The 12,687-nt window shown below is 69.3% G+C and carries 13 protein-coding genes; 4 read left to right on the top strand and 9 right to left on the bottom strand.

Annotation, left to right across the window (positions count from 1 at the left end; translation table 11 throughout):
* Positions 1–45: 45 nt before the first annotated feature.
* Complete coding sequence (locus tag J7495_RS17625) at positions 46–483, bottom strand: DUF3576 domain-containing protein (RefSeq protein ID WP_294058168.1); 438 nt, start codon at positions 481–483, stop codon at positions 46–48.
* A gap of 227 nt (positions 484–710) precedes the next feature.
* On the opposite strand from J7495_RS17625, the gene J7495_RS17620 reads away from it, so the two are divergent.
* On the top strand, positions 711–1,442 hold the full coding sequence (locus J7495_RS17620; protein ID WP_294058166.1) for a hypothetical protein: 732 nt from the start codon (positions 711–713) through the stop codon (positions 1,440–1,442).
* Here the strand turns inward: J7495_RS17620 and J7495_RS17615 are convergent.
* Positions 1,439–1,969, bottom strand: coding sequence for a thiamine phosphate synthase (locus J7495_RS17615; protein ID WP_294058165.1), 531 nt, complete (start codon positions 1,967–1,969; stop codon positions 1,439–1,441). The genes J7495_RS17620 and J7495_RS17615 overlap by 4 nt on opposite strands.
* A 22-nt stretch (positions 1,970–1,991) precedes the next feature.
* On the opposite strand from J7495_RS17615, the gene J7495_RS17610 reads away from it, so the two are divergent.
* Entirely contained in the window at positions 1,992–2,672 is a 681-nt protein-coding gene (locus tag J7495_RS17610) for a YggS family pyridoxal phosphate-dependent enzyme (protein ID WP_294058164.1), read from the top strand.
* Positions 2,669–3,361 (top strand): HAD family phosphatase, encoded by a 693-nt coding sequence (locus J7495_RS17605; RefSeq protein ID WP_294058163.1) that lies wholly within the window; start codon positions 2,669–2,671, stop codon positions 3,359–3,361. Before J7495_RS17610 ends, J7495_RS17605 begins: the two co-directional genes overlap by 4 nt.
* Positions 3,362–3,384: 23 nt before the next feature.
* Here the strand turns inward: J7495_RS17605 and J7495_RS17600 are convergent, their stop codons facing one another.
* From J7495_RS17600 to J7495_RS17580, 5 genes are all read right to left on the bottom strand, one after another.
* Positions 3,385–3,822, bottom strand: a complete 438-nt coding sequence (locus J7495_RS17600; protein ID WP_294058162.1) for a hypothetical protein — start codon at positions 3,820–3,822, stop codon at positions 3,385–3,387.
* A 2-nt stretch (positions 3,823–3,824) separates the two neighbouring features.
* Positions 3,825–4,862 (bottom strand): GTP cyclohydrolase II, encoded by a 1,038-nt coding sequence (gene ribA / locus J7495_RS17595; protein WP_294058161.1) that lies wholly within the window; start codon positions 4,860–4,862, stop codon positions 3,825–3,827.
* Positions 4,859–5,653 (bottom strand): exodeoxyribonuclease III, encoded by a 795-nt coding sequence (locus tag J7495_RS17590; protein ID WP_294058160.1) that lies wholly within the window; start codon positions 5,651–5,653, stop codon positions 4,859–4,861. The genes ribA and J7495_RS17590 overlap by 4 nt, the downstream gene beginning before the upstream one ends.
* A 355-nt stretch (positions 5,654–6,008) precedes the next feature.
* Positions 6,009–6,662: an outer membrane lipoprotein carrier protein LolA gene (locus J7495_RS17585; RefSeq protein ID WP_294058159.1), complete on the bottom strand. Its 654-nt coding sequence runs from the start codon at positions 6,660–6,662 to the stop codon at positions 6,009–6,011.
* A 64-nt stretch (positions 6,663–6,726) separates the two neighbouring features.
* Entirely contained in the window at positions 6,727–9,060 is a 2,334-nt protein-coding gene (locus J7495_RS17580; RefSeq protein ID WP_294058158.1) for a DNA translocase FtsK, read from the bottom strand.
* A gap of 109 nt (positions 9,061–9,169) precedes the next feature.
* Here J7495_RS17580 and J7495_RS17575 point away from each other — a divergent pair, with 109 nt between their 5' ends.
* Complete coding sequence (locus tag J7495_RS17575; RefSeq protein WP_294058156.1) at positions 9,170–10,411, top strand: UbiH/UbiF/VisC/COQ6 family ubiquinone biosynthesis hydroxylase; 1,242 nt, start codon at positions 9,170–9,172, stop codon at positions 10,409–10,411.
* An 8-nt stretch (positions 10,412–10,419) separates the two neighbouring features.
* Here J7495_RS17575 and J7495_RS17570 read toward each other — a convergent pair whose 3' ends face one another.
* Entirely contained in the window at positions 10,420–11,673 is a 1,254-nt protein-coding gene (locus J7495_RS17570) for a dihydrolipoamide acetyltransferase family protein (RefSeq protein ID WP_294058154.1), read from the bottom strand.
* Positions 11,674–11,675: 2 nt separating this feature from the next.
* Positions 11,676–12,680 (bottom strand): alpha-ketoacid dehydrogenase subunit beta, encoded by a 1,005-nt coding sequence (locus tag J7495_RS17565; RefSeq protein WP_294058225.1) that lies wholly within the window; start codon positions 12,678–12,680, stop codon positions 11,676–11,678.
* Positions 12,681–12,687: the final 7 nt, after the last annotated feature.

The following is a 12,687-nucleotide window of genomic DNA, read 5'->3' as shown; positions in this document are numbered from 1 at the left end:
ATCCCGGCTTTCGCCGGGATGACGATTCTGGAAAGCGGAAAGCGCTTAGTCGACGATCGCCGAGCGGCGAAGGTCGCGGGCGCGGGTGAGGATGATGTCCTCGAGCTTCTGCACCGTCGCCGCCTGCACCGGGACATCGACCCACTGGCCGTTGCGGTTGACCTGGCGCAGCGCCGCGACGCGCAGGGCGTCGGCACGGAGATCCCGGTCGAGGATCGTCACCGTCACCTTCATCCGCTCGGTCGAGACGTTGGGGTTGGTGAACCAGTCGGTCACGATCACGCCGCCGTTCGAATCGGTCTGGAGCAGCGGCATGAAGCTCAGCGTGTCGAGCGTCGCGCGCCACAGATAGGAGTTCACGCCGATCGTGGTCACCTGCGACGCGGCGAGATCGGCATTCGGGCGCTTCCCGCCATGATGGCCGCAGGCGGCGAGCGGAAGAACGAGCGACCCGAGGATCGCAATGCGCAGCAGGCGGTTCATCAATGGCATCCCAAATGGCGATTATGGTTCAGGCGGCTTGCATCTATAGAAGCTGATGTGGCGGGAGCAAGGCGGGCCGGTGCGATGGACGAGGACGGCTTGGCGAGGGGTTCGCGTTAACGTCCCGCGTTAAGACTCTGTGGGCGTGGCGCAACAGTCCGGAGGAATCTGCAACCACTTGTGGCACCGGGCTTCCGATTCGTGATAGGCCGACCCAAATAGAAGGAATGACGATGCGCGTGGAACGCTGGATGGGGGGAATTGCGCTGGGGACGGTTGCCGTCGCCGCGCTTTTCGTCGCGCCCGCGCTTCGTGCCCAGGAAACGCATCCCGGCCATGCGGCGAAGCGCCAAGTGGCTGTGAGCAATGGACAATTCGGCGTGTTCACGCCGGCCTCGGCCGATCCGAAGCTCGCTGCGATGCTCGCGCGGAGCGGGTTGCCGTCGAGCAGCTTCCGCTTCACGCCATCCGAATCGCGCGATTCGAAGGCGCCGGTGGTGGCGATCGCGGTCCGCGCGGCGTCGACTCGCGTGCCCAAGCCGGTCGATCGCGCCGATCCGGTTGCGCCGGCCGCGACCGTGGGGCTTCAGCCGATCGCCTATAATCTCGGCGTTTCGGTCGCGTGGAAGCGGCTGTCGGTCTCGGGCGATATCGCGCATGTCGATCTCGTGGCCCAGCCGGGCAGCGGCGAGCATCGCGAAGTGTCGCTCGCCTATACCGGCAAGCGTGCGGGTGGCCGCATCACTGCCGGCACCGATACGCCGCTCACCAGCACGCCGACGCCGATCGGCGACGCCGCAAGCTATTCGATCGATGTCGGCGGGTCGTACCGCCTGACGCGCAACCTCGATGTGACTGCGGGCGTGCGTTACAAGGCCGATCGCGACCGCCTGCCGCAGCTGACCAACCAGCCGCGCGACAGCCAGGCGGTGTACGTCGGCACTGCCTTCCGCTTCTAACCCCAGGCGTCGATTGCCGCCCAGCCGTGGATTGCCATCGGGCTGAGGCTGCGCGCGCGCCTGGCATCCATCCCGCCGAGCGCGATCACCGGCGCGCCCAGGTCCCGGACCAGCAGGCCGAATCGCACGCGCCCCAGCGGCTTGGCGCCGGGGTGCGACCGACTCGCGAACACCGGCGAGACGAAGATCGCATCGACGCCGCTCCGGATCGCCGTGATCGCCTCGCGCCGGCTGTGCGCCGCTGCGGTTCGCGGGAAGGCCTGCGGGCCACCGCGCCTGTTGTGGATTCCCAACGGGCCCCGCCCGAGCCGTTCCTCGCCCGCCGCCACCAGGGTGAGGCGCCGTCTCTGGGCAACCTTCGCGATCTTCCGGAACAGCGCCCGCCGCTCGGCCGGGGCCAGCTGATAGTGGCGGAACACCACGCCCGCGCCGCACGGCAGCCGTTCGAGCGCGGTCCATAGCGACTCGCCCTGGCGCGGGTCGGTCATCAGCCACAGGCGCGGAATCGGGGGGTGGCGGGGGCGCATCGGGCCTCCTATAGCGGCGGGCATGCCAACAGACGATGCCAGCCGCGGGGCGAGCCAGCGCCTCGAGGGAGTCCGTGAGCGGATCGCCCGTGCCGCGCATCTCGCCGGCCGCGCGCCCGCCGACGTGACGCTGATCGCCATCTCCAAGACGCACGAGGCCGAAGCGATCCGCCCGCTGATCGCCGCGGGCCAGCGCGTCTTCGGCGAGAACCGCGTGCAGGAAGCCGCCGCCAAGTGGCCGGCGCTCCGCGAGGAGACGCCGGGAATCGAGCTTCACCTCGTCGGCCAGCTCCAGTCGAACAAGGCCGAGGAAGCGATCGCGCTGTTCGACGCGATCCATTCGGTCGACCGGCCCTCGCTCGTCGTCGCGCTGGCCAGGGCGATGGACAAGGCCGATCGCCGTCCGCCGTGCTTCGTCCAGGTCAACATCGGCGACGAGCCGCAGAAGGGCGGCTGCCCGGTTGAGGCGCTGCCCGTTCTGCTCGCCGAGGCGCGCGCCGCGGCGCTGCCCGTCGCCGGGCTGATGTGCGTGCCGCCTCTCGACGTCGAGCCCGCGCCCTATTTCGCGCTGCTTGCCAAGCTCGCGCGGGACCATGACGTCATGGCGCTGAGCATGGGCATGTCGGGCGATTTCGAGACGGCAGTGACGCTCGGCGCCACCCATGCCCGTGTCGGCACCGCGCTGTTCGGGGACCGCGCATGACACTCTCCGCCGCCCGGCCGCTCGCGGTCCGCTTCGATGCGATCCTCTTCGATTTCGACGGGGTGCTGCTCGAAAGCGAATATGCCGGCAACCGCCAGATCGCCGAGTTCCTCACCGCGGCAGGGCATCCGACCACGCCCGAGGAATCGATGGCCAATTTCATGGGGCTCGCCGGCGGCGACTTCCTCGCCGCGATCGAGCGCTGGATCGGCCGCGCGATCCCCGAGGGCTTCCATGAAGCGCGCCAGGCCGAGGACGCGCGCGTGCTCGAACAGGGGCTCGACGCCGTGGCGGGTGCGATCGGCTTCGTCTCGGCGCTGCCGCGCGGGCTGCCGCGCGCGATCACCTCGTCGAGCACCAGCCACTGGATCGAGACGCACCTCGAGCACCTCGGGCTGCGCCAGGACTTCGGTGCGTGGATCTTCAGCGGCCGCGAGCATGTCGAGCGCGGCAAGCCGGCGCCCGACCTCTATCTCCACGCCGCCGAGAAGCTGGGTGTCGACATCGCACGCTGCGCGATCCTCGAGGATTCACCGGTGGGCGTGACCGGCGCGGTCGCCTCGGGCGCGCATGTCATCGGGCTCGTCGCGGGCAGCCATTGCGGCCCAGACCATGCCGAGCGGCTGCGCGCGCTGGGCGTGCGCGACATCGCCTGGAGCTTCGAGGAAGTGGCGGCGCTGATCGCCTAGCGGCAAGCGCCGCTTGAACGAGGTCAGTCGCAGCCGCGGTCGAGCATGTGGCGGCGCAGCGCGACGGCGTCGTGATAGGCGTTGTGCGGCACCGCGCTCGCGACCGCGGCATCGAAGGCGGGCGGGTCGCAGAGCTCGAAGCGGACCTGGCGCACCGCGATCCGCCGCCCCGGCGCGACGATCATCGCTTCGGCGGCCCTGGCGATGTCCTCGGGCCAGTCGGCGACGAGGACGGGCCATTCGACGTCGTGGAGATAGCGTTCGAGCTTCCCGGCGAATTCGGCGCGCGAGATCGGTGCGATGCCGAGCACGGGGATGACATGCTCGGCGACCCAGGGTGTCGGATCGGGGCAGTCGAGCGCTTCGTAAAAGGCGGGCAGGCCCTCGTCCTCGGGCACCAGCGCCATCGAGATCAGCGGCCCGCCGAAGCCGTTCATCTCGACGTCGAGGTAATAGCGCATCGTCAGAGCTGGTGCCCGGTGCGGTCGCGCTTGGCGGCGAGGTAGCGCTCGTTGTGCGGATTGGCCGGCAGGATATGCGGCACGCGCTCGACCACGGCGATCCCCGTCGCTTCGAGCTGGGCGACCTTCTCGGGGTTGTTGGTCAGCAGCCGGACGCGCTTCTGGCCGAGCAGCGACAGCATCCGGCCCGCGATCGCGAAGTTGCGCGCGTCGACCGCGAAGCCCAGCCGGGTGTTGGCGTCCACGGTGTCATAGCCCTGGTCCTGCAGCGCATAGGCGCGCAGCTTGTTGATCAGCCCGATCCCGCGGCCTTCCTGGCGAAGGTAGAGCAGGATCCCCCAGCCGCTCGCCCGGATCGCCTTGATGGCCGCCTGAAGCTGCGGCCCGCAATCACATTTGAGGCTGCCGAGCACGTCGCCGGTCAGGCATTCGCTGTGGAGGCGGACGAGCGGCGGGTTGCCGTCGGGCTGGCCGATGACGAGCGCGACATGCTCGCCGGGCATCTCGTCGGTGCGGAAGGCGATGATCTCGGAATCCTCGGCGCCGTCGACCGGCAGCCGCGCGCGCGCGACGATGCGCAGGCGATCGGCGTCCTCATGCTCGGCGAGGTCGGCTGGCGTGATCCCGGGGGCGGTCGCCGGCTTGACGAAGAAGGCCGGGAGCAGCCCGGCGATCCGCGCGAGCTGGAGCGCGGCGGCGGCGCTCTCCGGATCGCTGAGCGGGATCGCGCGGAAGGGGCCCTTGAGCGGCGTCGACAAGTCGAACTGCGGGTCGGCGAGCGCGGTGGCCATGTCGAAGTCGAGCCAGGGCGTGCGGCCGACGAGCACTGGCCCGTCGGCGGCGTCGCGCTGGTTGGTAAGCTTGAGCGTCACGGCGCGGCCGGCCGAGAGCAGCAGCGCCGCGGTGCCATCGGGGTCGAACGCCGCGAGCCGCTCGTGGTCGCCGGTCTCGATCGCAAGCAGGTCGTAGCCGCCTAGCGTCACCGGCCAGCCGCGGCGCAGCGCGTCGATCGCCAGCGCGGTCTGGTGCGCGCCGCTCAAAAGGCGAACTCGGTGACGATGGGGACATGGTCCGAGGGCTTGAGCCAGCTGCGGCAGGATTCGTGGACCTTGTGCTCGGTCGCCGCCTTGGCGACCTCGGGGCTCGCCCACATGTGATCGAGCCGCCGCCCGCGGTCGGAGGCGAGCCAGTCCTTGGCGCGGTAGCTCCACCAGGTCCAGTTGCGTGTCGGTGCCGGGAGGAAGCTGCGGCCCAGGTCGACCCAGTCGTGCGCGGCCTGGAGCCTGCCCAGCGCCTCGACTTCGATCGGCGTGTGGCTGACCACGTCGAGCAGCGCCTTGTGGCTCCACACGTCGCATTCGAGCGGGGCGATGTTGAAGTCGCCGACCAGGATGGTGGGGACGCGCAGCCCTTCGGACCAGCCGGTCATCCGCTCGACGAAATCGAGCTTCTGGCCGAACTTGGGGTTGACGGTGCGATCGGGCACGTCGCCGCCGGCGGGGACATAGACATTCTCGAGCCGCACGCCGTTGGGCAGCCGCACGCCGACGTGCCGCGCCTCGCCGTTGGCCTGCCAGTCGAGCCGGTCGTCCTCGACCACCGGGACCTTCGAGAGGATCGCCACGCCATGGTGCATCCGCTGGCCGTGGAGGAGGTTGTGGCGATAGCCGAGCGCCTCGAAGGCGGCGCGGGGGAAGTCGCCGTCGATCACCTTGGTTTCCTGGAGGCAGAGGATGTCGGGCGCTTCCTCCTTGAGGAACTGCTCGACGATATTGATGCGGAAACGCACCGAATTGATGTTCCAGGAAGCGATCTTGAGCGTGTCGGCCATCGGCGCGAGATAGCGATGCTTGTCTCGCGGTGCCAGCCCACTCCCCCACCCGGCCTCCCAACGGAAGTTTATTCTATGGGAGTGTGAGGTCGGTCATGCCCCCGGCATGACCTGAACAGCGCGGGGCACTGTTCACCTCACACTGGTGGGGGAGTGGGCTGGCACCGTCCGCGCAGCGTCGCTGCGTCAAAAAAGAAAGGCCCCCGCTCCGGGGGCAGTGGAGCGAGGGCCGACCTAGCGTTCGTCACGCAGGCGGGATGGGGGCAGGCCGGGCAACAGGGGGAAAATCCCGGGTCGAGCCCTCATCCGCGAGGACTGTTCTACTCGGGTAAAGCTGTCGCGCAGATGAACGACATTAACGTTTGGGGCCGCCGCTCCGCCGCGGGTCGCTCCAGGCGAACGTTCCGTCGGCGATGGCGACGTTGAAGCGCTGGTTCGAGAGCTGGATCGTCGTGCGGTTGTTCTGCGAATCGAGCGCCACCCAGCCGAGCAGCATCAGCCCGCCGGGTGCCGTGCCATTCTTCTGGAAGACCATGGTGATCCGGCCATATTCGGGATGCTTGGGGTCACGCACCTCGACCGAGAGGATGCGCGAATCCTGCGTCGGGAGCAGCTTGGCGAATTGGGTGACGTCGCGCTTGGGGTTGAGCAGCACGCCCAGCGGCGAACTGCCGATCGGCCAGCGCGAGACCTGCTTCACCTGATAGTCGATGAAATAGAGCGAGTTGCCGTCCGCGACGATCAGCTGGGGCACGCCCTTCTCGTACTGGAAGCGGATCTTGCCCGGGCGCTTGAGGCTCATCGTGCCGGTGACGGTGCGGTTGTTGCGGTCGGTCTGGCTGAACGCCGCGGTCATGCTCGAGACCGAGGCGAGATGCTGCTGGACGAGCGCGATCCCGTCCGCGGGTGCGGGCGCGGCGGCCGCGGAAACGATCGCGGGCGCGGCAAGGCTCAGGGCGAGGACGATCGGCAGTCGCAAGACAATCTCTCCAATGGGAGTGCCCGCCATGGAACGGGCGGCTTGAACACCCCGTGAACCCGCTACGAAGGCGATCGATCCCGCCGAAACGCCCCTAGAGCGGACGCCCCTCGGTATCCATCAGCACTTCGCGGCGGCCGACATGGTCGGGTTTGGAAACCAGCCCTTCGCGTTCCATCCGCTCGATCAGACGCGCAGCGGTATTGTAGCCGATGCGGAGCTGGCGCTGGAGCCAGGAGGTCGAGGCCTTCTGGCTCTCGGCGACGAGCTGGACCGCCTGGCGATATTGCTGCTCCTCGGCGCTGTCCTCGCCATTGGGGGCACCGTCGAACTGGAAGCCGCCGTCCTCGGGCTCCTCGGTGACCGCGGCGATGTACTCGGGCGCGCCCTGCGAGCGCCAGAAATCGGCGATCGCCATCACTTCGTCGTCGCTGACGAAGGGGCCGTGGACGCGGGTGATCTGCTTGCCGCCGGGCATGTAGAGCATGTCGCCCTTGCCGAGCAGCTGCTCGGCGCCCTGCTCGCCCAGGATCGTACGCGAGTCGATCTTCGAGGTGACGTGGAAGCTGATCCGGGTCGGCAGGTTGGCCTTGATCACGCCGGTGATGACGTCGACCGACGGGCGCTGCGTCGCCATGATCAGGTGGATGCCCGCGGCGCGCGCCTTTTGCGCGAGGCGCTGGATCAGGAACTCGACTTCCTTGCCCGCGGTCATCATCAGGTCGGCGAGCTCGTCGACCACCACCACGATCTGCGGCAGCGGCTGGAGGTCGAGCATCTCCTCCTCGTAGATCGGCTTGCCGGTCTCGGGGTCCCAGCCGGTCTGCACCTTGCGGCCGAGCTTCTGGCCCTTGGCCTTGGCCTGGCGCACCTTGTCGTTGAAGCTGGCGAGGCTCCGGACGTTCGCGGATGCCATCATCCGATAGCGGTCCTCCATCTGCTCGACGGTCCACTTCAACGCGCGCACCGCCTTCTGCGGCTCGGTGACGACGTCCGCCAGCAGGTGCGGGATGCCCTTGTACATGCTGAGTTCCAGCATCTTGGGGTCGATCATGATCATCCGGCATTGCTCGGGGGTGAGCCGGTAGAGCAGCGACAGGATCATCGAGTTCAGGCCCACCGACTTGCCCGAACCGGTGGTGCCGGCGACGAGCAGGTGCGGCATCGGCGCAAGGTCGGCGATCACAGGATCGCCGGCGATGTTCTTGCCGAGCACCAGCGGCAGGCTCGCGCCCTGGTCCTCGAACGCTTGGCTCGCGATCAGCTCGTGGAGGTTCACCGCCTCGCGCTTGGCGTTGGGCAGCTCGATGCCGATCACGCTGCGGCCCGGGATCGTCGCGATGCGCGCCGAGGTGGCGGACATGTTGCGGGCGACGTCGTCGGCGAGCTGGATCACCCGGCTCGCCTTGATCCCCGAGGCCGGCTCGAGCTCGTACATGGTGACCACCGGGCCGGGGCGGACCTCGACGATCTGGCCCTTCACATGGAAGTCGTCGAGCACGCTCTCGAGCAGTCGGGCGTTGCGTTCGAGCGCGGCCTTGTCGATCGCGGCGTTCTTGTTCGCGGGCGGCGCCTTGAGCAGGTCGATCGGCGGCAGCTTGAAGCTGTCCTTGAAGTCGAGGCTTGCCTGGCGCGGCTCCTTGGCGCGCGCGGCGCTGGGCTGGACGGCGCGATCGGCGATCACCGGGCCGGGGCGCGCGTCGGGCGTCGCGACCTTGCGCGGCTGGGGCTTGGGGCCCGCCGGTTCGGCTTCGGCGCGCGGCGAGCGAACCGGCGCTGTCGGTGCCGCAGGCTCGGGCGCCGCGTCGCGCGGCTCGCCGCGGAAGGTCAGGCGCGGGATGCCGATCTGCCAGCTGCGGTCGGGCAGGCTGAAGTCGAGGCTGCGCCACCACCACCACAGGCCGAAGGTGCCGAGGACGAGCGCGATGCCTCGCCCCGCCCAGAGCGCTGCCTGCGGCTCGCGGAGCTGCTCGAGCCCAAGCCGGACCAGCGCCGCGAGCTCGAGCCCGATCAGCCCGCCGCGGCCCGCCGGCAGCGTCGAATAGAAGGGCACCAGCGCGAGCGCGGTGCCGAAGAACAGCGCGCCGATAGTTGCGCCGCGCAACATCTTGCCCCAGCCGCCGGTCGAGCGGTCGCGCCACAGCCGGTTGGCGACGATCAGCCCCACCGGCATCAGCAGCCACGCCGGCGCGCCGAGCAGCGAGAACAGCCCGTCGGCGATCCACGCGCCCGGCTCGCCGAGGATGTTGCGCGCAGGACCGCCGGCCGCGGTGTTCAGCGAGGGGTCCTGCGCATGATAGCTCACCAGCGCGAGGCTCAGCAGCACCACGCCTGCGAAGACCAGGAATCCGCCGATCAGGGCGGAGCTGCGGCGAGCGCTCGCCTTCATCGTATCGCGCCAAAGCGGCGCCTGTGCCCGGGACGCCATGGCCCAGCCTCCAAGTTTTTCAGGGGGTGCCCCGGAATCATCGCGTAGCCGGAGTCCGCCGTCAAGCGCCGCCATTGGCAGTTCGCCGCACGCGCGCTAGGTGCGATCCATGGCTCAGACAAGCGATCGCGCGCCCAATCGCGCCGACGTCCTCATCCTCGGCGGCGGGCTCGTCGGCAGTGCGCTGGCGGTGGCGCTCGACGCGCACGGCATCTCGTCGATCGTCATCGATCCGGCCGATCCCGTGAAGATCCTCGCCGCCGCACACGACGGCCGCGCCTCGGCGATCGCCAGCGCGCCCTATCGGATGTTCGAAGCGATCGGCGTCGCCGGGCGGCTGGCGGGTCAGGGCTGCCCGATCCAGGGCATCCGCGTCTCGGACGGGCTCGCGCCGGGCAAGCTCGACTTCGAGCCCGATGCCGAGGACGGCGCGCTCGGCCGGATGTTCGAGAATCGCGCGCTCAGGACCGCGCTGCTCACTGCCGCCCAGGTCGCGCCGCTCGCCGACGTGCGGATGCAGACGCGCGCGGTCTCGGTCGAGCGCGGGCGTCATGGCGTCGCCGCGCTGCTGGACTCGGGGAAGACGGTGCGGGCCGACCTGCTCGTCGCCGCAGAGGGTCGCAACTCGCCGACGCGCGAGGCGGCGGGGCTCAAGGTCGCGCGCTGGACCTATGATCATGCCGCGATGATCGCCACGATCGGGCACGAGCGTTCTCACGAGAACATCGCCTATGAGATCTTCTACGCGCAGGGGCCGTTCGCGATCCTGCCGCTGGTCGACGACGAGCACGGCCATCGTTCGGCGATCGTCTGGACGGTCAAGGGCAACCAGGCCGCGGCGATGCTGGCGCTGTCCGAGCGCGCCTATCTCGCCGAGGCCGAGAAAAGGATGGGCGGGTTCCTGGGCAAGCTGACCTCGCTCAGCCAGCGCTCGAGCTATCCGCTCGGCTTCCACCACGCCGCCTGGATCACCGGCGAGCGGCTCGCGCTGGTCGGCGATGCGGCGCACGGCATCCATCCGATCGCGGGCCAGGGGGTGAACGTCGGCTTCCGCGACGTCGCGACGCTGGTCGAGGTGCTGGTCGAGGGCAAGCGCCTGGGGCTCGATTGCGGCGACGCGCAGCTGCTCGCGCGATACCAGCGCTGGCGCGGGCTAGACACCTTCATGGTCGCCGCCGCCACCGACGGGCTCACCCGGCTGTTCGGCATCCCCGGCGAGCTTCCCGCCGCGATCCGCCGTTTCGGCCTCTCGGCGGTCGACAAGCTGCCGCCGCTCAAGCGCTTCTTCATGGCCGAGGCGCGCGGCGAGAGCGGCGACGTGCCCAAGCTGTTGCAGGGGCTGGAAGTCTAGGCGGAGCCTCAATCCGCGAACAGCAGCACCGGCGTCTCGAGCAGCTTCCGTAGCGCCTGGACGAAGCTTGCCGCGTCCCAGCCGTCGACGACGCGGTGATCGCAGCTGATCGACAGGTTCATCAGCTTGGCGCGGACGATGTCGTCCCCATGGAAGACGGGGCGCTCGACGATCTTGTTCGGACCGATGATCGCCACCTCCGGGCGGTTGATCACCGGCGTGGTGGCGATGCCGCCCAAGGGCCCGAGCGAGGTCACGGTCAGCGTCGAGCCGCTCAGCTCCTCGCTCTTCGCCTTGCCGGTGCGCGCGGCCTCGGCGAGGCGGGTGATCTCGCTCGCCAGCTGCCAGACGTTCCTGTCCTGCGCGTCGCGGATCACCGGGACCATCAGCCCGGCGTCGGTCTGCGTCGCCATGCCGAGGTGGACGCGGCCGTGGCGCGTCACCACGCCGGCCTCGTCGTCGTAGCGCGCGTTGATCATCGGGAAGTCGGGGATCGTCCGGCAGATCGCGACGATCAGCAGCGGCAGCATCGTGAGCTTGGGCCGGCCGCCGCGATTGTCGTTCAGATCGGCGCGCATCGCCTCGAGCGCAGTGACGTCGATCTCCTCGACATAGGTGAAATGGGGGATGGCGCGCTTCGAGGCGGCCATGTTCTCGGCGATGCGGCGGCGCATGCCGATGACCTTGACCGGCTCGTCGTCGCGGGCTCGGCTGGCGTGAGGGGCGTGATAGCCCTGGCCCTGGCTGTAGCGCAGATAGGCGTCGAGATCGGCGTGGCGGACGCGGTCGCCGTCGTGGCGGACATGCGCGAGGTCGATGCCGAGGTCGCGCGCGCGCTGGCGGACGGCGGGCGAGGCGAGGACATGTTCGCGCGGGGCGGGCTTTTCCTCGACCACCGGGGCCGGTGCGGGCGCCGGCGCTGCGGCGACGGGCTCGGGCGCGAGGACTTCCTCGGCGCCCGGTGTCTCGGCCTCGATTTCCTCGACGACTTCTTCCGAAGCCGGCGCCTCGGTCTCGTCGCCGTCGACCTCGAACACCACCAGCGCCGAGCCGATCGCGACCTGGTCGCCGACTTCGCCGGCGAGCTCGACCACCGTGCCGCTCACGGGGGACTCCATCTCCACCGTCGCCTTGTCGGTCATCATGTCGGCGATCTGCTGGTCTTCCTCGACGCGGTCGCCGACCTTGACGTGCCAGGCGACGATCTCGGCCTCGGCGATGCCTTCGCCGATGTCGGGCAAGCGGAATGTGAAGCGGCTCATCATCAGTCCTTCAGGATCTTCTTGAGCGCCTCGCCGATGCGGACCGGGCCCGGGAAATAGGCCCATTCGAGGCTGTGGGGATAGGGCGTGTCGAAGCCGGTGACGCGCTCGACCGGGGCTTCGAGGTGGTAGAAGCAGCGCTCGGTTACCAGAGCCGAGAGCTCGGCACCAAAGCCGCCGGTGCGCGTCGCCTCGTGGACGATCATGCAGCGCCCGGTCTTGCGGACCGAAGCCTCGATCGCCTCGATATCGAGCGGCACGAGCGTGCGCAGGTCGACGATCTCGGCGTCGACACCCAGCGCCTCGATCGTGCTGGCGACGACATGGACCATGGTGCCGTAGCAGAGGATCGTCAGCGCCTCGCCCTCGCGGACGATCGCGGCCTTGCCCAGCTCGATCTTGTAATAGCCTTCGGGGACCTCGCCCGCCGGGTGGTTCGACCAGTTCTTCGCGGGCCGGTCGTAGTGGCCGTCGAACGGCCCGTTGTAGATTCGCTTGGGCTCGAAGAAGAGCGTCGGGTCGTTGTCCTCGATCGCTGCGATCAGCAGCCCCTTGGCGTCATAGGGGGTCGAGGGGATCACGGTCTTGATGCCCGAGACGTGGGTGAAGATGCCCTCGGGCGACTGGCTGTGCGTCTGCCCGCCGAAGATGCCGCCGCCGAAGGGCGAGCGCACCGTGATCGGCGCGATGAAGTCCGCCGCCGAGCGGTAGCGCAGCCGCGCCGCTTCGGAGACGAGCTGGTCGAGCGCCGGGTAGATATAGTCGGCGAACTGGATCTCGGGGACCGGGCGCAGGCCATAGGCGCCCATCCCCACCGCCACGCCGATGATCCCGCATTCGGTGATCGGCGTGTCGAACACGCGGGTCTTGCCGTATTTGGCCTGCAGTCCCGCGGTCGCGCGGAACACGCCGCCGAAATAGCCGACGTCCTCCCCCATCACGACCACGTCGGCGTCGCGCGCCATCATCACGTCCATCGCCGAGTTGATCGCCTGGATCATGTTCATCCGCGCC

The organism is Sphingomonas sp., assembly GCF_017745215.1.
In the GTDB taxonomy this organism is placed as follows: Bacteria; Pseudomonadota; Alphaproteobacteria; order Sphingomonadales; family Sphingomonadaceae; genus Sphingomonas.
The sequence above is the reverse complement of the archived record's forward strand: the minus strand, read 5'-3'. Positions and strand labels throughout refer to the sequence as shown.

Excerpts from the sequence above, each read along its gene's own strand:
- J7495_RS17625 (WP_294058168.1), bottom strand. The coding sequence starts at position 483 with ATGAACCGCCTGCTGCGCATTGCGATCCTCGGGTCGCTCGTTCTTCCG.
- J7495_RS17565 (WP_294058225.1), bottom strand. The coding sequence starts at position 12,680 with ATGAACATGATCCAGGCGATCAACTCGGCGATGGACGTGATGATGGCG.
- J7495_RS17570 (WP_294058154.1), bottom strand. The coding sequence starts at position 11,673 with ATGAGCCGCTTCACATTCCGCTTGCCCGACATCGGCGAAGGCATCGCC.
- J7495_RS17575 (WP_294058156.1), top strand. The coding sequence starts at position 9,170 with ATGGCTCAGACAAGCGATCGCGCGCCCAATCGCGCCGACGTCCTCATC.
- J7495_RS17600 (WP_294058162.1), bottom strand. The coding sequence starts at position 3,822 with ATGCGCTATTACCTCGACGTCGAGATGAACGGCTTCGGCGGGCCGCTG.
- J7495_RS17620 (WP_294058166.1), top strand. The coding sequence starts at position 711 with ATGACGATGCGCGTGGAACGCTGGATGGGGGGAATTGCGCTGGGGACG.
- J7495_RS17585 (WP_294058159.1), bottom strand. The coding sequence starts at position 6,662 with ATGGCGGGCACTCCCATTGGAGAGATTGTCTTGCGACTGCCGATCGTC.
- J7495_RS17590 (WP_294058160.1), bottom strand. The coding sequence starts at position 5,653 with ATGGCCGACACGCTCAAGATCGCTTCCTGGAACATCAATTCGGTGCGT.
- J7495_RS17610 (WP_294058164.1), top strand. The coding sequence starts at position 1,992 with ATGCCAACAGACGATGCCAGCCGCGGGGCGAGCCAGCGCCTCGAGGGA.
- J7495_RS17605 (WP_294058163.1), top strand. The coding sequence starts at position 2,669 with ATGACACTCTCCGCCGCCCGGCCGCTCGCGGTCCGCTTCGATGCGATC.
- J7495_RS17615 (WP_294058165.1), bottom strand. The coding sequence starts at position 1,969 with ATGCGCCCCCGCCACCCCCCGATTCCGCGCCTGTGGCTGATGACCGAC.
- J7495_RS17580 (WP_294058158.1), bottom strand. The coding sequence starts at position 9,060 with ATGGCGTCCCGGGCACAGGCGCCGCTTTGGCGCGATACGATGAAGGCG.